Source organism: Streptomyces sp. NPDC039462 (genome assembly GCF_055639375.1).
Genome location: NZ_JBVKAO010000007.1, coordinates 46,989 through 68,773, shown reverse-complemented (window position 1 = coordinate 68,773; position 21,785 = coordinate 46,989). Strand labels below are relative to the sequence as shown.

Genomic DNA, 21,785 nt, shown 5'->3' with positions numbered 1-21,785 from the left:
GGTGGGGGTTGCTCGCGCAGTTCCCCGCGCCCCTGGGTGGTCCTCCCCCGCCGGATGCCGAAGGTGCCGCCAAAGGGGCGCGGGGAACTGCGCGACAAGCCCCCACGGCCCGCAGCAGGCGTCGGCGCGTCGGACCTACGTGAGTTCGCCGGGCGAGAGAGTCGCCCGGACCTCGTAGACCGCCCCCCGCCGCCCCGCGGCAAAGGTGCCGCCCACCGCGCGGATCCGCTCCGCCATGCCCGTGGTGCCCGTGCCGGCGGAGACGGGGGCGGAGGGCGGGGTCCTGGTGGGGAGTGGATTGCGGACCGTGATCTCCAGGCGGGGGCCGTTCAGGGCCACGTGGACCGTGACCCGCTCGCCCGGCGCGTGCTTCGCCGCGTTCGTCAGGCACTCCTGGACCACCCGGTGCACCGCCGCCTGCCGGAGCGGCGAGAGGCGGTGGGCCGCGTCGTCGATCAGGAGGTCGACGGGACTGCCCGCGCGGACGCTGCGCTCGGCGAGTTCGGGGAGGGCGTCGAGGCCGGGGGTCGGGGCGCCGTCCGTGCCGCGCTGCACGATGATCTCGTTCAGCATCCGGTGCGCGCTGCGCGCCGTCTCCGAGAGCTCCTCGAAGCCTTCCTCGAAGGGCCCGCCCTCGGCCCTCCGCGCAAGGACCTGGGAGCGCACGCTCAACAGCGTCAGCTCGCGTCCCACGAAGTCGTGCACGTCCCGCGCGATGCGGGTGCGCTCCTGCTGGACGGCGTGCAGCGTGTCCGTCTCGGCGCGCTGCGCCTCCAGCGCGCCGACCAGGTCCTGCCGGTTCGCGGCGACGCCGACGCCCGCCGCGAGCACGCCGATCGGGACGACCAGGCTCAGGAACGAGCTGAGCGTGTCCCCGCGGTGCACCGGCCAGCCCGGCAGATTGAACATCACGTACGCGAACGAGACGTAGCCGACGACGCCCAGCGTCCCCGCCGCGCGGCCCCGGTAGCGGCCGAGGGAGTAGAGCGCGAACTGGGCCAGCGTCAGCTCGTGCAGCCAGCCCAGGAAGAGGAGCGCGACCCCGTACGTCAGCCAGGGCCACCTGCGGCGCAGCAGCAGCGAGGACGCGCCGCCCACGAGGGCGAGTGCGGCCAGCGGGCCGTTGAGGCCGTTGTCCTCCGCCTCGGCGAGGCCCGGGATGTCGAGGCTCATCAGCGCGAAGGCGCTCAGTGCCGCGAGCACGTCGAGGGCGCGCGGCGCCTGCGACCAGTGCCCGCAGAGGCGGCCGGCCGTGGCCGCCGCCTGGCGAATCGCCTGGGTGGCGGGCAGGGTGCGCATGCCTTCCATCATCCAAGGTCTTTCGGCCCGTACCGCCGGACTTACGTCCCTGTTTTGGTGATTTGCCGCACCCCGGGCGGGTGTACTTCCGGCGCGGTGAGGGTGTATTTCCGGCGCGGCTGCCCGGTCCCGACGCGCGCCGGGGGTCAAATCGGACCATGTGGTATGCCCAGAATCCCGCCAAGAGGACCCATCAGCTCGCCGGTGACGCCGGGGTCCTCGTCTGGACCGCGCTGTGGGCCGCCGCGGCCGTCATCGCGTACCGGCTGGCCTGCGCGCTCGCCCTCCCCCGCGCCCTCCGGGAACACAGCGCGCCGCTGCCGCTGGTCGGCGGCCGTGTCGACCTCGCGCTGCGGCGCGTCGCGGGGGCCGTCGACGCCATGGACCCGGTGGTCGTCAGGGCCGCCGTGGCCGTCGGCGCCGTCGCTCTGTTCGTCGTGCCCGTCGGCCTGCTCCTGAACGCGTGGCTGCCGCGCCGGCTGCGGTGGGTCCGGCAGGCGGGCGCCGCCCGTGACCTCGCCGCGTCGGACGACGGCCGCGAGCTGCTCGCCCTGCGCACGCTGCTGCGGCCGCTCCACGAGGTGGCCGCCACCGCGTCGGAGATCCCGGACGCGACGCCCGGCAGCCTCGCCTGGGGCTGGCGGCACGGCGATCCGGAGACACTGGACGCGCTGGCCGCGGCGGAACTGGAACGGCTGGGACTCGACCTCCTCCCTCACCGCCCCGACTACGGCCCCCTAGGACACCCGGTCCCGGCCCAGGCCACGGAGACGATCGTGGGCCCGGTGGCCAGCGAGGTCTAGAAGACGCGAGGGGCTCAGGAGACGCACGGGGCCCTGGGCCCGCGGGCACGAGGCCCTGCGGGCACGCGAGACCCAAGAGGCGCTGGGGCTCTTCGGCACGCGAGGCCCTGCGGGCACGCGAGGCCTAAGAGACGCGTGGGACTCTGCGGCCACGGGAGCCCCTATGCGCGACGAGGCTCAAGAGACGCACAAGGCCCAGCAGGTGCGTGAAGACCCGTGGGCACGCGGGACCCAAGAGACACGTGGGACTCTGCAGGCACGCGAGACCCAGCGGGCCGCGAGGCCCAGCGGGCGCACAAGGCCCAACGGGCACGCGAGACCAGCGGGCGCGCGAAGGCCCCGGGGCCAGTGGCGGTCCCGGGGCCTTTGTGTGCGTGCGCGGTTATGCGGCCGGCAGCGTCTCCAGCTGTGCCGTCAGGCGGGTGATGTCGGTCTCCGCCTTCGTGAGGCGGCCGCGGATCTTGTCCACGACCTGGTCGGGGGCCTTCGCCAGGAACGCTTCGTTGCCCAGCTTCGCCTCGGCCTGTGCCTTCTCCTTCTCGGCGGCGGCGAGGTCCTTGGCCAGGCGCTTGCGCTCGGCCTCGACGTCGATCGTGCCGGACAGGTCGAGCGCGACCGTGGCGCCCGAGACCGGCAGCGTCGCCGTCGCCGTGAAGGCGTCGCCCTCCGGCTGGAGGCGCAGGAGCTGGCGGATGGCGGCCTCGTGCGGGGCGAGCGCCGTGCCGTCCAGGGTCAGGCGGGCCGGGACCTTCTGGCCCGGCTGGAGGCCCTGGTCGGCACGGAAGCGGCGGACCTCGGTGATGACCTGCTGGAGCGTCTCGATCTCCTGCTCGGCGGCGGGGTCCCGGAAGCCGCTGTCGGAGGGCCAGTCGGCGATGACAAGGGACTCGCGGCCCGTCAGCGCCGTCCAGAGCGTCTCCGTCACGAACGGGACGATCGGGTGGAGCAGGCGCAGCGTGACGTCCAGGACCTCGCCGAGGACGCGGGCCGAGACCTTCGCGCCGTCGCCGCCCGCCATGAACGTCGTCTTGGACAGCTCGACGTACCAGTCGAAGACCTCGTCCCACGCGAAGTGGAAGAGGGCGTCGGAGAGCTTGGCGAACTGGAAGTCGTCGTAGAGCGCGTCGACTTCGGCGACGGTCGCGTTCAGGCGGGAGAGCACCCAGCGGTCGGTGGCGGACAGCTGCTCGGCCGGGGGCAGGTCGCCCTCGATCGTGGCGCCGTTCATCATCGCGAAGCGCGTGGCGTTCCAGATCTTGTTGGCGAAGTTGCGCGAGCCCTGGACCCAGTCCTCGCCGATCGGCACGTCCGTGCCCGGGTTGGCGCCGCGGGCCAGGGTGAAGCGCAGGGCGTCCGAGCCGTACTTGTCCATCCAGTCCAGCGGATTGACCGCGTTGCCGAAGGACTTCGACATCTTCTTGCCGAACTGGTCGCGGACCATGCCGTGCAGCACGATCGTGTGGAACGGCGGGGTGCCGTCCATCGCGTACAGGCCGAACATCATCATCCGGGCGACCCAGAAGAAGAGGATGTCGTAGCCGGTGACGAGCACCGAGTTCGGGTAGAACTTCGCGAGCGATTCCGTCTGCTCGGGCCAGCCCAGCGTGGAGAACGGCCACAGGCCGGAGGAGAACCACGTGTCGAGCACGTCGTTGTCCTGGCGCCAGCCCTCGCCGGTCGGGGGCTCCTCGTCGGGGCCGACGCAGACGACCTCGCCGTTCGGGCCGTACCAGACGGGGATGCGGTGGCCCCACCAGAGCTGGCGCGAGATGCACCAGTCGTGGAGGTTGTCGACCCAGTCGAAGTACCGCTTCTCCATCTCCTGCGGGTGGATCTTGACCTTGCCGTCGCGGACCGCGTCACCGGCGGCCTTCGCGAGCGGGCCGACCTTGACCCACCACTGCATCGACAGGCGCGGCTCGATGGTGGTCTTGCAGCGCGAGCAGTGGCCCACGGAGTGGGTGTACGGGCGCTTCTCGGCGACGATGCGGCCCTCGGCGCGCAGCGCGCCGACGATGGCGGAGCGGGCCTCCAGGCGGTCAAGGCCCTGGAAGGGGCCGTGCGCGGTGATGACGGCGTGCTCGTCCATGACCGCGATGTTCGGCAGGCTGTGGCGCTGGCCGATCTCGAAGTCGTTCGGGTCGTGCGCGGGGGTCACCTTGACGGCGCCGGTGCCGAACTCGGGGTCGACGTGCTCGTCGGCGACGACGGGGATCGTGCGGTCGGTCAGCGGCAGCTTGATCTGCTTGCCGACCAGGTGCTTGTACCGCTCGTCGTCGGGGTGGACCGCGACGGCCGTGTCACCGAGCATCGTCTCGGCGCGGGTGGTGGCGACGACGAGCGTCTCCTCCCCCTCGCCGTACTTGATCGAGACGAGCTCGCCGTCGTCGTCCTGGTACTCGACCTCGATGTCGGAGATCGCCGTCAGGCAGCGCGGGCACCAGTTGATGATGCGCTCGGCGCGGTAGATCAGCTCGTCGTCGTAGAGCTTCTTGAAGATCGTCTGGACGGCCTGCGAGAGGCCCTCGTCCATGGTGAAGCGCTCGCGGTCCCAGTCGACGCCGTCGCCGAGGCGGCGCATCTGGCCGGAGATCTGGCCGCCGGACTCGCCCTTCCACTTCCAGACGCGCTCGATGAACGCCTCGCGCCCGAGGTCGTGGCGGGACTTGCCCTCCTTGCCCAGCTCGCGCTCCACGACGTTCTGCGTGGCGATGCCGGCGTGGTCCATGCCGGGCTGCCACAGCGTCTCGAAGCCCTGCATGCGCTTGCGGCGGGTGAGGGCGTCGATGAGCGTGTGCTCGAAGGCGTGGCCCAGGTGGAGCGCGCCCGTGACGTTCGGCGGGGGGATGACGACGGTGTACGGAGGCTTCTCGCTCTTCTCGTCCGCGGAGAAGTAACCGCGTTCTACCCAGCGCTCGTACAGCGGCCCCTCTACCTCGGCCGGCGCGTACTGGGTCGGCAGTTCGGGGGTGGTCGCTGGGGGCTGCTGCTGAGCGTTCTCGGTCACGCGGCCAGTTTAGAGGGGTCGTGGAGCGGTCCCGAAACCGGAATGTTCGACATCGCTTGTGGCCCGGGCCGCCATGAGGCCTGAACTTCGTTCAGGATGACCGGGACACGTCGGCGTTCGGAGGGGGACCACGCAATGAGTTACAACGAGCCAGGCCCGTACAACGGCCCGAACAACGGCCCGTACGGGCAGCAGCCACAGCAGCCCGGCCCGTACGGGCAGCCACCGCAGGGGGTCCCGCCGCAACAGCCGCCGCAGCAGCCGCAGCCGGGGTACGGCTTCCCGCAGCCTCCCCAGCAGGCGCCCCAGCAGGGCGGCTACAGCCAGCCGCAGCAGCCGGGGCCCTACGGCCAGCAGCCGCAGCCTCCCTACGGCCAGCAGCAGCCCTACGGCCAGGTGCCGCCTCCCCCGCCTGCGCAGGGCGGCGGCAAGAAGAAGACCGGCCTCGTCATCGGCGCGGTCGCCGTGGTCGCGGCGCTCGGCGTCGGCGCGTATTTCGTCCTCGGCGGGGACGGCGGCTCGACGTCGGTCGAGGACGACGGGGCGCACAAGCTGGTGCCGCCTGCCTCGGTGGGCGAGTACAAGAAGGGCCGCGACTCCGAATCCCCCGACGAGGGGCCGCTCGGCTCCGGCGACAAGAAGAACGCCGAGGCGATCGGCATCAAGAACCCGGAGAATGTGGCGGCGTCGTACGAATTCGGTGAAGCCCTCAAGGGGAAGCAGATGAGCTTCCAGGGCATGTACGGCGAGATCGACGACCCGGAGAAGTCCGTCGACGACGGCTTCGCCAAGGCCGACGAGAACGCGGCGAAGGAGTCGAGCGACAACGCGGGCGACGACGAGAAGTTCGATCTCGTCGGCAGCCCCGAGACCGTGGAGCCCGACGGACTCGACAACGCCGTCATGAAGTGCCAGACCGCGAGCATCGAGGAAGACGGCAAGGAGACGAGGCTGCCGATCTGCATCTGGGCTGATCACAGCACGTACGGCATCGTCTTCGGAATCGATGTGGAGGCGATGATGAAGGGCAGCGGCGGCATGTCCACGGACGACGTCGCCTCCTTCGCGGCCGACCTGCGCAAGGCGGCCCGCGTGAAGGCGTAGCGCCGGGGAGTGGAGCGCGGACGTACGAGGGCCCGGGGCGGTCGGACCGCCCCGGGCCCTCGTACGTCCGCGCTCGGGAACAGCCCTTCAACAACTCCGCATCGATCCGGTCCGATGCCCCGACCCCGTATGCCCATCCGCCAGGATGTTCGGAACGCATAAGCATCGGGAGGGAACCCCAGCAATGAGCTACCACCAGCCGGGCCCATACGGCGGGCAGCAGCCCCAGCAGCCCGGGCCGTACGGCCAGCAGCCGCAGCAGCCTGGCCCCTACGGCCAGCCGCCGCAGGCTCCCCAGCCCGGCTACGGCTACCCCCAACAGGCCCCGCAGCAGGGCGGCTACAGCCAGCCCCAGCAGCCGGGCCCCTACGGGCAGGTCCCTCCGCAGGCCCCTTACGGCCAGCAGCCCCAGGCCCCTTACGGGCAGGTCCCGCCCCCACCCCCGGGCGGCGGCAAGAAGAAGACCGGTCTCGTCATAGCCGCCGTCGCCGTGGTCGCCGCCGCGGCCGTCGGCGGCTACTTCGTCCTCGCGGGCGGCGACGACGACAAGGGCGGCAAGAAGGGCGGCTCGTCGAACGTGGCGGACGGCGGCGGGGGCGGGGGCGAGGCCGGCATCAAGGACGACGGTCCGCACAAGCTGACGACGCCGATGACGGTCCTGACCGAGTACAAGAAGGACCCGCAGGGCTCCAGCGGTCTGAACAGCGTCGACCCCGACCGGGCCGAGGCCGCCGGGGTGAAGAACCCCGAGGACGTCCAGGCGCAGTACCAGTCGGGCAGCAAGGACAACCCGATGGCGCAGAAGGTGCTGAGCTTCGGCGGCGTCTACGGAGAGATCGACGACCCGGAGAAGGTCGTCGACTACATGTTCACGAACGCCAAGCAGAAGGAGGAGTCCTCGGCGGGCACCGGCACCGGCGAGAGCGTCACGCTGGTCGGCGAGCCGAAGGAGTACAAGCCCGCCGAGCTCGACGGCGCCGTCCTGAAGTGCCAGGAGATGAAGGTCGACCTGGGCGGCGGCGCGGGCACGTCCGGCTCCACTGCCGGCTCGTCAGGCCCGAGCGAGATGTCCGCGGCGACCTGCATCTGGGGCGACCACAGCACCCTCGGCTACGTGGTCACGACGGATGTCGCGAGCGCGGTGTCCGGCACGTCGGCCGACCTCGACGAGGCGGCGACCACCACCGCGAAGTTCCGCGGGGAAGTCCGCGTGAAGATCTGACGCCTGTTGTCGCCGAGCGACCGGGCTCGGTCATCCGGCCCGGCCCGGTTGCGTCAGGATGTCGGGAACACATCAGCATTTCGGAGGGGAACTCCATGAGCTACAACCAGCCGGGCCCGTACGGCGGGCAGCAGCCCCAGCAGCCCGGGCCGTACGGCCAGCAGCCGCAGCAGCCCGGCCCCTACGGCCAGCCGCCGCAGGCTCCGCAGCCCGGCTACGGCTACCCCCAGCAGGCTCCCCCGCCGCAGCCCCAGCCCGGCTACGGCTACCCGCAGCAGGCCCCGCAGCAGGGCGGCTACAGCCAGCCCCAGCAGCCGGGCCCCTACGGGCAGGTCCCCCCGCAGCCCCCGTACGGCCAGCAGCCCCAGGCCCCCTACGGCCAGGTCCCGCCCCCGCCCCCGGGCGGCGGCAAGAAGAAGACCGGGATCATCATCGGCGCGGTCGCCGTGGTCGCCGCGCTCGGCGTCGGCGCGTACTTCGTCCTCGGCGGCAGCGACAGCGGCAGTGGGGGCGGGGGCGGCTCCGTGGCGGACGACGGCCCGCACAAGCTGACGACGCCCGACACGATCCTCGGCGAGTACAAGAAGGGCGACGGCCCGGCCGGTGGCTTCAACTCCAGTGACATGAAGGCCGCCGAGAAGGCGGGCGTGAAGAACGCCGAGGACGTCGACGCCGCGTACCAGGCGGGGGACGAGAGCAACCCCCTGTCCCAGAAGCTCATTCAGTTCATGGGCGTGTACGGCGAGATCGACGACCCCGGCAAGGTCGTCGACGGCATGTTCGCCAAGGTCAAGAAGGACTCCGAGAAGCCGGGCGCGAAGACGGGCAAGATGGTCGGCAGCCCCAAGGACTTCAGCACGGACGACGTGGTCATCAAGTGCCAGGAGTCCGTACTGAAGAACGACAACGCGGGCGGCGGATCGGCCTCGGGCCCCAAGGAGATCCACATGCCGGTCTGCATCTGGGGCGACCACAGCACCGTCGCCGTCGTGGTCCCCGTCAAGGTCGTCGACGCCATGGCCGGCAAGACCTCGCTCAGCAGCGCCTCGGCCACCGCGCTCAAGGTCCGCAAGGAAGTCCGCGTGAAGGCCTGACGCGCCCCGCACCACGACACCCGCACCACCGCACCACCGCACCACCGCACCACCGCAAGACCAACGAGGGGAACCCACGCAGTGAGCTACAACCAGCCCGGTCCGTACGCCGGACAGCCTCAGCAGCCCGGTCCGTACGGCCAGCCGCCGCAGGGGGTCCCGCCGCAGCAGCCGTACGGCCAGTACCCGCAGGCCCCCTACGGCCCCGTCCCCCCGCAGGGCGGCGGCAAGAAGAAGACCGGGCTTGTCGTAGGCGCCGTGGTCGTCGTGGCCGCGCTCGCGGTGGGTGGGTACTTCGTCTACGACAAGGTCAGCGCCTCCTCCGTCTCCGACGACGGCAAGACGTACAAGCTGACGGCGCCCGAGACGGTGCTCGGCAGCTACAAGAAGGACACGTCGGCCGGCGACGGGGGCGGGATGTCGTCGAGCGACCTGGCGGAGCTGGAGAAGCAGGGCGTCAAGAACCCCAAGGAGGCCCACGCCGCGTACAACTACGGCAAGGGCGCGACGATGAAGTCCCTCAACTACTCCGGTGTGTACGGCGAGATCGACGACCCGGAGAAGGTCGTCGACGCGATGTTCGCCGAGATGGAGAAGAACCAGGCGAACGGTTCGGAGGGCGGCTTCAAGCTCACCGGCAGCCCCGAGGAGTTCACGCCGGACGGCTTCGAGAACGGCATCATGAAGTGCCAGAAGGCCGAGTTCAAGATGGGCGAGACCGGCGCGAACGACGAAGGCGTCCCGGGCAGCTTCCAGACGCCGGTGTGCGTCTGGGGCGACCACAGCACGGTCGCGTCCGCCACGTACTCCGACGTCGCCGCGACCGGCAGCGGCGAGGAGATCTCCCTGGACGACGTCGCCACCCAGGTCGCGAACCTGCGCGACGACGTCCGCGTCGAGATCAAGTAATCCTGCGGTACGCACAGAGGGGCGCCCGGCGAGCGAATCGCCGGGCGCCCCTGTGCGTGTGTGCCGGACCTACGCCGACTTCTGCTCCCCGGCGCCGGGACCGCGCGCCTCGCGGGGCACCAGCGTCGGGTTCACGTTCGAACGGACGACGTCCGCCGTGATGACGACGCGGGCCACGTCCTTGCGGGACGGCACCTCGTACATCACCGACTGGAGAACCTCTTCCATGATGGCGCGGAGCCCTCGGGCGCCGGTCTGCCGCAGGATCGCCTGGTCCGCGATGGCCTCCAGCGCCTCGCGCTCGAACTCCAGCTCCACACCGTCGAGTTCGAACAGGCGCTGGTACTGCTTCACCAGCGCGTTGCGCGGCTCGACCAGGATCTGGAGCAGGGCCTCGCGGTCGAGGTTGTGGACCGAGGTGATCACGGGGAGGCGGCCGATGAACTCGGGGATCATCCCGAACTTCACCAGGTCCTCCGGCATGATGTCCTCGAACTGGTCCTTCTCCTCCAGCTCGCGCTTCGAGCGGATGGTGGCGCCGAAGCCGATGCCCTTCGCGCCCGCCCGCGACTCGATGATCTTCTCGAGGCCGGCGAAGGCGCCGCCCACGATGAAGAGCACGTTCGTCGTGTCGATCTGGATGAACTCCTGGTGCGGGTGCTTCCGGCCGCCCTGCGGAGGCACGGAGGCCGTGGTGCCCTCCAGGATCTTGAGCAGGGCCTGCTGGACGCCCTCGCCGCTCACATCGCGCGTGATCGACGGGTTCTCGCTCTTGCGGGCCACCTTGTCGATCTCGTCGATGTAGATGATCCCGGTCTCGGCCTTCTTGACGTCGTAGTCAGCGGCCTGGATGAGCTTCAGGAGGATGTTCTCGACGTCCTCGCCGACATAGCCCGCCTCCGTCAGCGCCGTCGCGTCCGCGATGGCGAACGGGACGTTCAGCATGCGGGCGAGTGTCTGCGCGAGGAGTGTCTTGCCGGAGCCGGTCGGGCCGAGCAGCAGGATGTTGGACTTCGCGAGTTCGATCGCGTCGTCACGGCCCTGTGCGCCGCCGTTCTCTCCGGCCTGGACCCGCTTGTAGTGGTTGTACACCGCTACCGAGAGGGCCTTCTTCGCGGGCTCCTGGCCCACGACGTAGCCCTCAAGGAATTCGTAGATCTCGCGAGGCTTGGGGAGTTCCTCCCAGCGCACCTCGCTCGTCTCCGCGAGCTCTTCCTCGATGATCTCGTTACAGAGGTCGATGCACTCGTCGCAGATGTACACACCGGGGCCTGCGATGAGCTTCTTGACCTGCTTCTGACTCTTTCCGCAGAACGAGCACTTGAGCAGATCGCCGCCGTCACCGATGCGTGCCACGAGGTGCTTCCCCTTCGCCTGGGAGACGCCACGTTCAGCGGCTCCTGGTGCCTCTATCCGACGGTACCTTGCCGGGCCCCCCGTTCGGGCCCCCCTTGGCACGGTTCACTTCGACGCGAGTCGTGCGCGAACCGTGCCGAGGAGCGGCAGATGCTACAGCGCTGCGTCAGGCCACCGAGGAATTGTTCATCTTCCGGGTGGAGATGATCTGGTCGACCAGGCCGTACGCGAGCGCGTCCTCGGCCGTGAGGATCTTGTCGCGCTCGATGTCGTCGCGGATCTTCTCGATCGGCGTCGTGGAGTGCTTGGCCAGCATCTCCTCCAGCTGCGCACGCATCCGGAGGATTTCGTTGGCGGCGATCTCCAGGTCGGAGACCTGCCCGCGGCCGGTCTCGCTGTAGGGCTGGTGGATCAGGATCCGCGCGTTCGGCAGAGCCATGCGCTTGCCGGGCGTGCCGGCCGCGAGGAGCACGGCGGCGGCGGACGCGGCCTGGCCCATGCAGACGGTCTGCACGTCGGGCTTCACGAACTGCATCGTGTCGTAGATGGCCGTGAGGGCCGTGAACGAGCCGCCCGGGCTGTTGATGTAGATCGAGATGTCGCGGTCCGGGTCCATCGACTCCAGGCACAGGAGCTGCGCCATGACGTCGTTGGCGGACGCGTCGTCGATCTGCACGCCGAGGAAGATCACGCGCTCCTCGAAGAGCTTCGCGTACGGGTCGTACTCACGCACGCCCTGCGAGGTGCGCTCGACGAAGCGCGGGATGACGTAACGGGACTCGGCGCTGGCGCCGGTGAACTCGGCCTGGCCGCTCTCGGCCTGCGCACGCCCGAGGAGGCCGCTGCCGGGGAAGTGGTTCATCTCTGATTCTCCTGAGGAGGGAGGGGCTTGGGTATTGGCTTCGGGGCGCTGAACCAAGGGGCTCAGGCTCCGGTGCCGCCCCCGCCCGGCATGCCGGCGGCGCTGGACATGATGTCGTCGATGAGGCCGTACTCCTTGGCCTCCTGCGGGTCGAACCAGCGGTCGCGGTCCGAGTCGCGCGTGACCTGCTCGACGGTCTGCCCGGTGTGGAACGCCGTGAGCTCGGCCATCTTCTTCTTGGTGAGGAGGAGGCGCTCGGCGTGGATCTTGATGTCCGACGCGGAGCCGGCGAGGCCCGCGGACGGCTGGTGGATCAGGATCTCGGCGTTCGGCAGGGCGAAGCGCTTGCCCGGCGTGCCGGCGCTGAGCAGGAACTGACCCATGGAGGCGGCCATGCCCATCGCGATCGTCACCACGTCGTTCTTGATGTACTGCATGGTGTCGTAGATCGCCATGCCGGCCGTGATCGAGCCGCCGGGGCTGTTGATGTAGAGGTAGATGTCCTTGTCCGGGTCGGAGGCAAGGAGCAGCAGCTGTGCGGTGATCTTGTTGGCAATGTCGTCGTCGACCGGCTGGCCGAGGAAGATGATCCGCTCGCCGAGCAGCCGGTTGTAGACCTGGTCGCCGAGGCCACCACCGATGGAGGGGTCGCCGGCGGCGGAGGGCATCAGATTCGTCACGTATCCACCTGCTCGTCTTACGACGGCGCCGGGCCGTCTCACGTCTTCAGCTGGGGCCGGGGGCCCGCGTGCGGCGCCGCTCCGGGGCGGCGTCGGGGACTCCCCTGCCCTCGTATTCATGGACCCTAACGCGCGGGGGGTCTCCGGGAATCCCGGAGGCCTGACTGTTCGCTGTGAGCGCAGGTCGTGCCCCGTCAGGGGCGCGGGGCCGTATCGATTTGCGGCTCCGCCGCGTGGGCGCGGCCAGCCCCCGCCGGGCCGCAGGCGCGTCTGCCGGGCCAGGTTTCACGGCGGGTGCGGCTTGTGCGTGGTTGCTCGCGCAGTTCCCCGCGCCCCTGAACGGCACCGGGGCCCCCGGGACCGTGAAGTCCTGGGAGCCCCGGTGTGCGTTCAGCCGAGCGGCAGCGCTTACGCCTCGGTCTTCTCCTCGGCGGCCTCGTCCGAGGAAGCCTCGACGGTCTCGGCCGTCTCGTCCTCGTCGTCCTCGAGGTCGACGACCTCACCGTTCGTGTCCTTGACCGTGGCGGCCTCGACGACGACCGCGAGGGCCTTGCCGCGGGCGACCTCGCCGACCAGCATCGGGACCTGGCCGCCCTCGACGACGGCCTGGGCGAACTGGTCGGGGGACATGCCGGAGGACTGCGCGCGACGCATGAGGTGCTCGGTGAGCTCCTCCTGGTTCACGTTCAGCTTCTCCTTGTTGACGAGCTCGTCGAGGACGAACTGCGTCTTGATGCCCTTCTCGGCCTGCTCCTTGGTCTCGGCGTCGAACTCTTCCTCGGTCTTGCCCTGGATCTCCAGGTACTTCGCGAGGTCGAGGCCCATCTGGCCGAGCTGGTGGTTCACCAGGTTGTGCTTGCGGGTCTGGATCTCGTCCGCGAGGAGCTTCTCGGGGACGGGGACCTCGACCAGCTCGAGCAGCTTCTCCAGGACGCGCTCCTGGGCCTGCGTGGCCTGGTCGTACTGCTTCATGTTCTCGAGGCGCTTGCGGCTGTCGGCCTTGAGCTCGTCGAGGGTGTCGAACTCGGAGGCGAGCTGCGCGAAGTCGTCGTCCAGCTCCGGCAGTTCACGCTTGGCGACCTGGGTGACCTTGACGGTGACCTCGGACTCCTTGCCGGCGGCCGAGCCGCCCTTGAGCTCGGAGGTGAAGGTGGCCTCGCCACCGGCCTCCAGGCCCTTCACGGCGTCGTCGATGCCCTCGAGGAGCTCGCCGGAGCCGATCGTGTAGGAGACGTCCTTCGCGACGCCGTCCTCCAGGACCTCGCCGTCGACCTTGGCCTGCAGGTCGATCGTCACGACGTCGCCGTCCTCGGCGGCACGCTCGACCGGGGACGTGGAGGCGAAGCGCTCGCGCAGCTCCTCGACGGCCTTGTCGACGTCCTCGTCGCTGACCTCGATGGCGTCGACCTCGACCTCGATGCCGGAGTAGTCCGGGATCTCGATGGTGGGGCGGACGTCGACCTCAGCGGTGAAGTTGAGGGTCTCGTTGTCCTTGAGCTCGGTGATGTCGACCTCGGGCTGGCCCAGGACGTTGAGCTCGGCCTCGTTGACGGCCTCGGTGTAGAACTTCGGGAGCGCGTCGTTGACGGCCTCTTCGAGGACGGCGCCACGGCCGAACCGCTGGTCGATGACTCGGGCCGGGATCTTGCCCTTGCGGAAGCCCTTCACCGTGACCTGCTGGTTGATCTTCTTGTAGGCCGCGTCGAGGCTGTCCTTGAGCTCCTCGAAGGGCACCTCAACAGTGAGCCGAACCCGAGTCGGGTTCAGGGTCTCCACGGCGCTCTTCACGGTTCGGTCTCCTTGGGGCTGACTTCTTGGGATTCTGCCCGGCTCAGAGACACACGGGCACACAACTTGCATAGTAACGGCAAGCGGGAGCCGAGCCACAATGCGATCTTCGCCGGAGGCTCGCGGAGAGGAACGGTGGGCCTCGCGGGGAGGAACAAGGTGGTCGGGGTGGCGGGATTTGAACCCACGGCCTTCCGCTCCCAAAGCGGACGCGCTACCAAGCTGCGCCACACCCCGTCGGTGCGACACGTAGGGTACATGCCCGCAGGCAGTGCGGCTCCCGGTTAAACGGGGCCGGATGTGAGGGGGCACGTGCGCCCGGGCCCGGGGACCCGCTACGATGCCTGTCGTGCCGCGGCTTCCGCCCGTGGCGCGAACTGTGCGGGCGTAGCTCAATGGTAGAGCCCTAGTCTTCCAAACTAGCTACGCGGGTTCGATTCCCGTCGCCCGCTCTTGCGAGGAAACCCCAGGTCGGCGACGGTCTGGGGTTTCGCCGTTTCTGAAGCCGATCGGTCAGAAGCCGATCGGTCAGAAGCTGATCGAGTTGATGGTCTCCGCCACTTCGTTAAGAAAGCGGTTTATGGACGGAGCCATGCCCGTGGAGGCGAGGAAGAAGCCGAAGAGCACCGCGACGATCGCGGGGCCCGTCTTGAGCGATCCCCCGCGGATCAGCACCACAAGGATGATCGCCAACAGCAGCACCACTGACAGCGAAATGGCCACACTGATCACACCCTAGGTCGGTCGCTCTCCCGGCCCGGGGGGTACGGCCCCGCACACCCCCGCCAGAAACCATCGTGCCACCAACAGGCGTCCTCCATGCGGCCGGTGACACATCGTCGGCCAACGCTTTCCGACCCCGGCGCGCGGGGGCGCCCCGCGGGGGCCCGCGCGGCGCACGGTCGCACAGCAATTCGACGACGTACGGACACGTGAATTCGACGTGATCGTTGCCACCGCCACACACGACGTTCGCAAGAAATTCCCATTCGGCCAACCGGACATTTCACCGGAGTCGGCCGGGGGTGTTATGCACCATTTAAACCGGATGAGTTGTGACGTACCGGACGCGATGCGCGCGCATACTGGCACATCTCTTTGTCGACTCTCTTTGTCGCCTCAACCGATTCCCGGGGATTGAGCCGACGAAAGCGACGGGGGTTTTACGAATACACCGGGGCGACGCTAGGGTGCCTCAGATGTTCCACGCTGCCACCACCCCCGCAGGCGCAGTGCGGTCCCGGATCGTCTCACCGAGCTCGTGGTGGGAGGGCCTGTGACCAACTCGGTGCACCCGCACGGACGCCACCGGGCGCCGCTCCCCCCGGCCCAGGCGCCGGCGGCCGGAGTCACCATCCCCCGCGCCCCCCACCCGACGACCCAGCAGGCCACCGCCACAGCTCCCCCCACCCCGGTCGGCCGCAGCACCGCCCAGAGCACGTCGAAGCCCGCCAAGCAGCGGGACGCGTTCTTCGACAACGCCAAGTACCTGGCGATCGTCCTCGTGGCGATGGCCCACGCATGGGAACCGCTGACGGATCACAGCCGCGCCGCCGAGGCGCTGTACATGACCGTCTACACCTTCCACATGCCGGCGTTCATCGTGATCTCCGGCTACTTCTCGCGCAGTTTCGACATGCGCCCCGACCGGCTGAAGCGGCTCGTGACCGGCGTCGCCGTGCCGTACGTCATCTTCGAGGTCGCGTACAGCCTCTTCAAGCGCTGGGCCGACGACGATCCCGGTCATCCGATCAGCCTGCTCGACCCCTGGTACCTCACCTGGTTCCTGGTCGCGCTCTTCGTGTGGCGGCTCACCGTGCCGCTGTGGAAGATCGTGCGCTGGCCGGTGCCGCTCGCGCTGGCCGTCGCCATGCTCGCCGTGATCTCGCCCGACATCGGCGACGACCTCGATCTGCAGCGCGTCCTGCAGTTCATGCCGTTCTTCGTGCTCGGCCTCTTCATGAAGCCCGAGTACTTCCAGCTGGTGCGCCGCCGTGAGGTGCGGATCCTGTCCGTGCCGGTCTTCGCCGCCGCGGTGCTCCTCGCCTACTGGGCGGCGCCCCGGATGACCTCCGTGTGGTTCTACCGCCGCGACAGCGCCCAGGAGCTGGGCGTGCCGTGGTGGGTCGGCATCGTGATGACGCTGGCGCTCTTCGGCTGCTCCGTCGTCCTCACCGCGTGCTTCTTCGCATGGGTGCCGCGCCGCAAGATGTGGTTCACGATCCTCGGCGCCGGCACGCTGTACGGCTACCTGCTGCACGGCTTCCTCGCCAAGGGCTCCCGCTTCTGGGGCTGGTTCGAGGACTACGCATGGCTGCACAAGCCGCTCGGCGAGATCTTCGTGACGGTGGTCGCCGCCACGGTCGTCACCTTGCTGTGCACGCCTCCGGTGCAGCGGATGTTCCGCTTCGCGATGGAGCCCAAGATGGAGTGGGCCTTCAGGCGGGACGCGGCGCAGCTCGCCCGGGAACGGGGCAGGTCCGGCTAGCGGACCCTCAGCGGATCCCCAACAGGGCGCGCATGGTGGCGTACTTCGCCGTCAGGCGCGCCCTTGTCGTCGCGTCGAGCACCGCGAGGCGGGCCGGGTCCGCGTTGTGGGCCAGGTCCGCCTCCTTCACCAGGCGGGCGCCGGGGGTGGCGAGAATGCGTTCCGCGTACGACTCCTTGGACTCCCCGGCGCGCTTGGTGAGCGCCAGGACGATGTCCTTCGTGCGCGGGGCGAGGGGGGCCTCGCGCAGCCACCGCTCCGACAGGGCGTCGTCCTCGACGGAGTCGTGCAGCCAGGCCGCGGCGATCTGCTCGTCGTCGCCGCCCCTCGCGCGCACCCCGTCGGCCACGGCCCGCAGGTGCTCGGCGTAGGGGCGGCCCGCCTTGTCGGTCTGGGTGGCGTGGGCCTCGCGGGCGAGGGCCTCCACCTCGGGAAGGGACAGGAGCTGCTGACCTCGGCCGACGGACGTCATGCGGCCGACTTTAGCGCCGCCCGCGCCGGGATCGTCGCCGAGGCCAGGCCGAGGACCAGGACCGCGCCCACGAAGGAGCCGTACGTCAGCGGCGGGATGTACGGGGACTCGCCGGTCAGGCCCTTCATCATCGGGACGAGCGTGGCGAGGGCGATCGCCGAGCCGATCACGATGCCCGCGCAGGCGACGAGCAGCGCCTCCCAGCGGATCATGTGCATCACCTGGCGGCGCGTGGAGCCGATCAGGCGCAGCGTGCCGAGTTCGCGGCGGCGGTCGAGGACCGTCATCACCAGGGTGTTGACCGCGGCGACGGCCGCGAAGCCGCCGAGCACGGCCGCCATCGTGGTGTTGGCCCAGGCGTTGAGCTCGCGGTCGAGGGACTGGGCGGTGGCGTAGCCGTCGCGGTCCCTGAGGGTGCCGAGGCCGGCGAGGGACCGCTCCGAGCCGCCCTTCGTCCAGATCTCGGTGGCGAAGGACGAGGTGACGTGCTGCTTCAGGTCGGCCGCGGGCAGGGTCGCCTGGGAGAGGCCGAGCCCCCTGCCGTACGTCGCCACGACCTTCGGCGCGGCCTTGGTGCCGTCGGGCAGGCGGATGTCGATGCGGTCGCCGGCCTTCACGTGCGCGGACCGGGCGAGGTTGGCGTCGACCGCGATCTCGCCCCTGCCGAGTCGCAGGGCGCCCGTCTCGACCTTCAGGTCCTGGACCTTCGCGAGGTCGGCGGCGGTGCCGGTGACGCCCTGCGCCGACGCCGACTCCAGCCAGCGGTCGCCGCCGGAGCCGACGGGGACGAGCACGGAGGTCTTGAGCAGGCCGACGGCGGAGGTGACCCCGTCGGCGTCGGCTGCCTTCGTCACCGCGCCCGGGGCGAGGCCCGACGCGGAGGTGACGATGTGGTCGGCGGTGATGCCCGCGCGCTGCTGGTCGGCGGCGACCCGGTCCTCGCTGGTGTGCATGAAGACGAGGACGGAGGAGAAGGCCATGGCGAGGACGATCGGGGTGATCGCGGAGGCGAGGCGGCGGGCGTTCGTACGGGAGTTGGCGGCGGCCAGTGCGGCCGGGGCTCCGGCGCCGCGCAGCGGGAGGCCGAACAGGGCGGCGCAGCCGCGGGCCACCAGCGGGCCGAGCAGGGCCACGGCGAGCATGAAGAGCATGACGACACCGAGCGCCGCGTTCGCCGCGTCCTCGCCGGTGTTGTGCGCGGCGAAGCCCGCGAAGACCGCGCCGCCGACGGCGGCGGCGACGCCCAGCGGCGTACGGATCCAGCCGAGCGGCACCCGCTCCACGGACGCCTCGCTGAGCGCCTGTCCCGGCTTGATGCGGGAGGGGCGGCGGGCGGCCATGTACCCGGCGCCGAGTGCGGTGAGGACGGCGACGCCGACGGCGGAGACGAGCGGGATGAAGGAGACGGACAGGTCGACGGCCTCGGGGACCGCGCCCTTCTCCTTCAGCTGCCCGAACCACCAGGTGGCCAGGGCGATGCCGGGCAGCACGCCGACCGCGCCCGCGACCGGTGCGACGAGCAGGGTCTCGGTGGCGATGGTGCGGCGGACCTGGCGCGGGGTGGTGCCGATGGCACGCAGCAGCGCGTATTCGCGGGCGCGCTGGCCGACGGAGAGCGCGACGGTGCCGGCCGAGGTGAAGACGGCGGTGAGCGCGGCGATGCCGCCGAAGGAGCCGCCGAGGGCGGTGAGCAGTTCCTTGGCGTAGGCGAGCTCGGAGCCCTCGGCCGCGCTGCGGTCGTCGCCGGTGTGGACGTCGGCCTTCTTGCCGAGGGCGTGCGCCACCTGTGACTTGAGGGTGTCGGCGGGGACGCCCGCCTTGGGCAGCACGGCGATGGCGTCGACGCGGCCGGGGTGGCCGGAGAGGCGGACGGCCTCTGCGTCGGCGAACCAGGCGGTGGGCGCGCCCTGTTGGGCCTTCACCGTGCCGGAGACGCGGAAGTCGCGCGGTCCGTCCGCGGTGGTGAGCGTGGTGCGGTCGCCGACGGAGGCGCCGGGTGCGGCGAGGACGACTTCGCCGGGCTGCGGGGCGCGGCCCGCGGTCAGCTTCTCGCCGGTGAAGGCGGTGGAGCCCCAGCCGTGTGCGGTGACGTCCTTGCCGCCGGAGTGCACGGGGAAGGTGACGTCGGGGACGGCGGCTCGGGCGCCGGGCACCGCACCGGCCTTGGCGACCAGGGAGTCGTCGAGCCGGGCCTGGTCGGGCAGCGGGGTGTTCGACTCGGACCTGCTGTCGCCGCTGCCGCTGACGAAGTGGGCGGACTGGTCGGCGGCGGCGACCACGGGGGCGCCCGCGTAGCGCTCGGGCGGCACGGAGGCGCGCAGCCCCGTCTCCAGGAGGATGCCGCAGGCGGCCACGATCAGCGAGGCCATCATCAGGGCGACGAAGGTGCCGGCGAACGCGGCGGGCTTGAAGCGGACGGCCGCGCGGGCGAGGCCGTTGGGCACGTACGCCATTACGCGGCCACCCCCGCGTACGAGGGCGCGGTGAGGGCCGTCATGCGGGCGGCGATCTGTGCGGCGGAGGCGCGCTCCAGGCGGTCGACGAGGGAGCCGTCGGCGAGGAAGAGGACGCGGTCGGCGTAGGCCGCGGCGGCCGGGTCGTGGGTGACCATGACGACGGTGGCGCCCATTCCGTCGACGGCGGAGCGCAGCAGGGCGAGGATCTCGGTGGCGGTGGTGGTGTCCAGGGCGCCGGTCGGCTCGTCGGCGAAGATCACGTCGGGCTGGGTGACCAGGGCGCGGGCGATGGCGACGCGCTGCTGCTGGCCGCCGGAGAGCTGGCCGGGGCGGCGGCGCGCCTTGTCGCCGAGGCCGACGCGGGTGAGCATCTCGGCGGCCTTGCGGCGGTCGGGGCGGTGTCCGGCGAGGCGCATCGGCAGGACTACGTTCTGCTCGACGGTCAGCGACGGCAGCAGGTTGAAGGCCTGGAAGACGAAGCCGAGGCGGGTGCGGCGCAGGGCGGTGAGCTTGTTCTCGCTCATGCCGGTGATCTCGGTGCCGCCGAGGCGGACGGTGCCGGCGCTCGGCCGGTCGAGGCCCGCGGCGCACTGCAGGAAGGTGGACTTGCCGGAGCCGGAGGGTCCCATGACGGCGGTGAAGCTGCCGCGGGGCAGGGCGAGGTCGATGCCGGCGAGGGCGTGCACGGCGCCGGAGCCACGGCCGTACTGGCGGCGGACGCCCCGGAGTTCGACGGCCCAGTCGCCGTGTGCCGACGCGCCGACGACGCGCACGTCCTCCTCGACGACCTGGTTCTTCTTCCGCCGCAGCCCCATGTTCCTGTCCACCTCTCCGTACGAATTCGACCTCTCGAACGTACGGAGAAGGGGGTGCTGTGGACCATGACGGCTCCCGGCCGATGCCAGGTAGGGGAAACCCCACCCCTCGGCTCGTCCGCACCCCCGGGGGCGACTCACCGGCACCCCCGGGAAACCCTTTGGTAAGCTAACTATTGACGCGTTCTTTACGAATCCTTGACCCGATATCTCGAAGGAGCGGGCCCATCGGACACGCAGACACCCTGATAGCCATGGGCGGTGCCTTTCTGGCCGCCGCCGTCCTCGCCCGCCTCGGCGGCCGCATCGGACTTCCCACCATTCCCCTGTTCATCCTGGCCGGGATCCTCCTCGGCCCGCACACCCCCGGCGTGGTCCTGGTCTCCGACCCCCACGACCTGGAGATGCTCTCGGCGCTCGGCCTGGTCCTGCTGCTCTTCTATCTGGGCCTCGAGTTCCACATGGACGACCTCAAGACCGGTGGCCGCAGGATGGCCGTCGCCGGAGGCACCTACCTCGCCCTGAACGTCGGCGCCGGCCTGGGCTTCGGATTCGCGCTCGGCTGGGGCACCTCCGAAGCGCTGGTCCTCGCCGGAGTGCTCGGCATCTCGTCCTCCGCGATCGTCACGAAGGTCCTGGTCGACACCGGCCGCCTCGGCAATCCGGAGACCAAGCCGATCCTCGGCATCATCGTCGTCGAGGACATCTTCCTTGCCCTCTACCTCGCGGCGCTCCAGCCGATCCTGTCCGGCGCCGACAGCCTCTCGGCGGCCGTGCTCGACGGCGGCAAGGCCTTCGGCTTCCTGCTGCTCCTCGCGCTCGCGGCCCGCTTCGGCACCCGGCTCGTCGGCCGGCTGATGGACACCCGCGACGACGAGCTGCTCGTCATCTCCTTCCTCGGCGCCGCCGTCTTCGTCGCCGGAGTCTCCGAGTGGTTCGGCGTGGCCGACGCGATCGGCGCGTTCATGGTCGGTCTGATGCTGGGCAGCACGGCGTCCGGCGACCGCATCCGCAAGCTGGTGCATCCGCTGCGCGACGCGTTCGGGGCGATCTTCTTCTTCGCGTTCGGACTCTCCATCGACCCCGGCGACCTGCCGGTCGTGCTCTGGCCCGTCCTCGCGGCGGTCGCGGTGACGCTCCTGATGAACGTCCTCGCGGGCCTCGGGGCGGCGCGGGTGTACGGCTTCGGGGCGGGCCCCGCGGCGAACATCTCCACGACGCTGCTCGCCCGCGGCGAGTTCGCGCTGATCCTCGCCACGATGGCGGCGGGCGCGGGCCTCGACGAGCGGCTCTCCCCCTTCATCGCGGGGTACGTGCTGCTGCTCGCGGTCCTCGGACCGCTGGCCGCGGGACGGTCGGAGTGGCTGGCGCGGATCCTGCCGGGTGGCCGCGACCACGCCTTGGCGGACGCGGCCTAGGCCGTGCCCGGG

General features: G+C 70.5%; 17 protein-coding genes and 2 tRNA genes. 8 read left to right on the top strand and 11 right to left on the bottom strand.

Features of this window, described 5'->3' with window-relative positions; all coding sequences use genetic code 11:
• Positions 1-135: 135 nt before the first annotated feature.
• Positions 136-1,299 carry a sensor histidine kinase gene (locus ACZ7LU_RS31225; protein ID WP_471918643.1) on the bottom strand — a complete coding sequence of 388 codons (1,164 nt, stop codon included), beginning with the start codon at positions 1,297-1,299 and terminating at the stop codon, positions 136-138.
• A gap of 158 nt (positions 1,300-1,457) precedes the next feature.
• Here ACZ7LU_RS31225 and ACZ7LU_RS31220 point away from each other — a divergent pair, with 158 nt between their 5' ends.
• Positions 1,458-2,102, top strand: a complete 645-nt coding sequence (locus ACZ7LU_RS31220) for a hypothetical protein (protein WP_471918642.1) — start codon at positions 1,458-1,460, stop codon at positions 2,100-2,102.
• A 382-nt stretch (positions 2,103-2,484) separates the two neighbouring features.
• Here ACZ7LU_RS31220 and ACZ7LU_RS31215 read toward each other — a convergent pair whose 3' ends face one another.
• Positions 2,485-5,109: a valine--tRNA ligase gene (locus tag ACZ7LU_RS31215; protein WP_471918641.1), complete on the bottom strand. Its 2,625-nt coding sequence runs from the start codon at positions 5,107-5,109 to the stop codon at positions 2,485-2,487.
• 135 nt (positions 5,110-5,244) lie between these two features.
• On the opposite strand from ACZ7LU_RS31215, the gene ACZ7LU_RS31210 reads away from it, so the two are divergent.
• The 4 genes from ACZ7LU_RS31210 to ACZ7LU_RS31195 all read left to right on the top strand — a co-directional run bounded on the left by ACZ7LU_RS31210 (position 5,245) and on the right by ACZ7LU_RS31195 (position 9,438).
• Positions 5,245-6,213, top strand: coding sequence for a hypothetical protein (locus tag ACZ7LU_RS31210; RefSeq protein ID WP_470976371.1), 969 nt, complete (start codon positions 5,245-5,247; stop codon positions 6,211-6,213).
• A gap of 184 nt (positions 6,214-6,397) precedes the next feature.
• Positions 6,398-7,435, top strand: a complete 1,038-nt coding sequence (locus ACZ7LU_RS31205; RefSeq protein WP_471918640.1) for a hypothetical protein — start codon at positions 6,398-6,400, stop codon at positions 7,433-7,435.
• A gap of 95 nt (positions 7,436-7,530) precedes the next feature.
• Positions 7,531-8,529 carry a hypothetical protein gene (locus ACZ7LU_RS31200; RefSeq protein WP_468303449.1) on the top strand — a complete coding sequence of 333 codons (999 nt, stop codon included), beginning with the start codon at positions 7,531-7,533 and terminating at the stop codon, positions 8,527-8,529.
• A gap of 81 nt (positions 8,530-8,610) precedes the next feature.
• On the top strand, positions 8,611-9,438 hold the full coding sequence (locus tag ACZ7LU_RS31195) for a hypothetical protein (protein ID WP_471918639.1): 828 nt from the start codon (positions 8,611-8,613) through the stop codon (positions 9,436-9,438).
• Between the two features lie 69 nt (positions 9,439-9,507).
• Here the strand turns inward: ACZ7LU_RS31195 and clpX are convergent, their stop codons facing one another.
• The 5 genes from clpX to ACZ7LU_RS31170 all read right to left on the bottom strand — a co-directional run bounded on the left by clpX (position 9,508) and on the right by ACZ7LU_RS31170 (position 14,361).
• A complete protein-coding gene (clpX, locus tag ACZ7LU_RS31190) occupies positions 9,508-10,794 on the bottom strand; it encodes an ATP-dependent Clp protease ATP-binding subunit ClpX (RefSeq protein ID WP_398297773.1) in 1,287 nt (428 codons plus the stop codon).
• A gap of 166 nt (positions 10,795-10,960) precedes the next feature.
• Entirely contained in the window at positions 10,961-11,656 is a 696-nt protein-coding gene (locus tag ACZ7LU_RS31185) for an ATP-dependent Clp protease proteolytic subunit (protein WP_362987667.1), read from the bottom strand.
• Positions 11,657-11,718: 62 nt separating this feature from the next.
• On the bottom strand, positions 11,719-12,324 hold the full coding sequence (locus tag ACZ7LU_RS31180) for an ATP-dependent Clp protease proteolytic subunit (RefSeq protein WP_190329594.1): 606 nt from the start codon (positions 12,322-12,324) through the stop codon (positions 11,719-11,721).
• Between the two features lie 420 nt (positions 12,325-12,744).
• Positions 12,745-14,124: a trigger factor gene (gene tig / locus ACZ7LU_RS31175; protein ID WP_468082974.1), complete on the bottom strand. Its 1,380-nt coding sequence runs from the start codon at positions 14,122-14,124 to the stop codon at positions 12,745-12,747.
• 160 nt (positions 14,125-14,284) lie between these two features.
• Positions 14,285-14,361, bottom strand: a tRNA-Pro gene (locus ACZ7LU_RS31170).
• A 144-nt stretch (positions 14,362-14,505) separates the two neighbouring features.
• On the opposite strand from ACZ7LU_RS31170, the gene ACZ7LU_RS31165 reads away from it, so the two are divergent.
• Positions 14,506-14,576 (top strand) — tRNA-Gly (locus tag ACZ7LU_RS31165).
• A gap of 76 nt (positions 14,577-14,652) precedes the next feature.
• On the opposite strand, the gene ACZ7LU_RS31160 is transcribed toward ACZ7LU_RS31165, so the two are convergent.
• Entirely contained in the window at positions 14,653-14,847 is a 195-nt protein-coding gene (locus ACZ7LU_RS31160) for a hypothetical protein (protein ID WP_398297777.1), read from the bottom strand.
• A 553-nt stretch (positions 14,848-15,400) separates the two neighbouring features.
• On the opposite strand from ACZ7LU_RS31160, the gene ACZ7LU_RS31155 reads away from it, so the two are divergent.
• Entirely contained in the window at positions 15,401-16,612 is a 1,212-nt protein-coding gene (locus tag ACZ7LU_RS31155) for an acyltransferase family protein (RefSeq protein ID WP_471918638.1), read from the top strand.
• Positions 16,613-16,619: 7 nt separating this feature from the next.
• On the opposite strand, the gene ACZ7LU_RS31150 is transcribed toward ACZ7LU_RS31155, so the two are convergent.
• Genes ACZ7LU_RS31150 through ACZ7LU_RS31140 form a run of 3 tightly spaced genes read right to left on the bottom strand, consistent with a single transcriptional unit; the run spans position 16,620 to position 20,355 of the window.
• Positions 16,620-17,084, bottom strand: coding sequence for an HD domain-containing protein (locus ACZ7LU_RS31150; RefSeq protein ID WP_470976385.1), 465 nt, complete (start codon positions 17,082-17,084; stop codon positions 16,620-16,622).
• Positions 17,081-19,537 (bottom strand): ABC transporter permease, encoded by a 2,457-nt coding sequence (locus ACZ7LU_RS31145; protein ID WP_471918637.1) that lies wholly within the window; start codon positions 19,535-19,537, stop codon positions 17,081-17,083. Before ACZ7LU_RS31145 ends, ACZ7LU_RS31150 begins: the two co-directional genes overlap by 4 nt.
• Entirely contained in the window at positions 19,537-20,355 is an 819-nt protein-coding gene (locus tag ACZ7LU_RS31140; RefSeq protein ID WP_471918636.1) for an ABC transporter ATP-binding protein, read from the bottom strand. The genes ACZ7LU_RS31145 and ACZ7LU_RS31140 overlap by 1 nt, the downstream gene beginning before the upstream one ends.
• A gap of 254 nt (positions 20,356-20,609) precedes the next feature.
• Here ACZ7LU_RS31140 and ACZ7LU_RS31135 point away from each other — a divergent pair, with 254 nt between their 5' ends.
• On the top strand, positions 20,610-21,773 hold the full coding sequence (locus tag ACZ7LU_RS31135; RefSeq protein WP_471918635.1) for a cation:proton antiporter: 1,164 nt from the start codon (positions 20,610-20,612) through the stop codon (positions 21,771-21,773).
• The last annotated feature ends 12 nt before the right edge of the window (positions 21,774-21,785 follow it).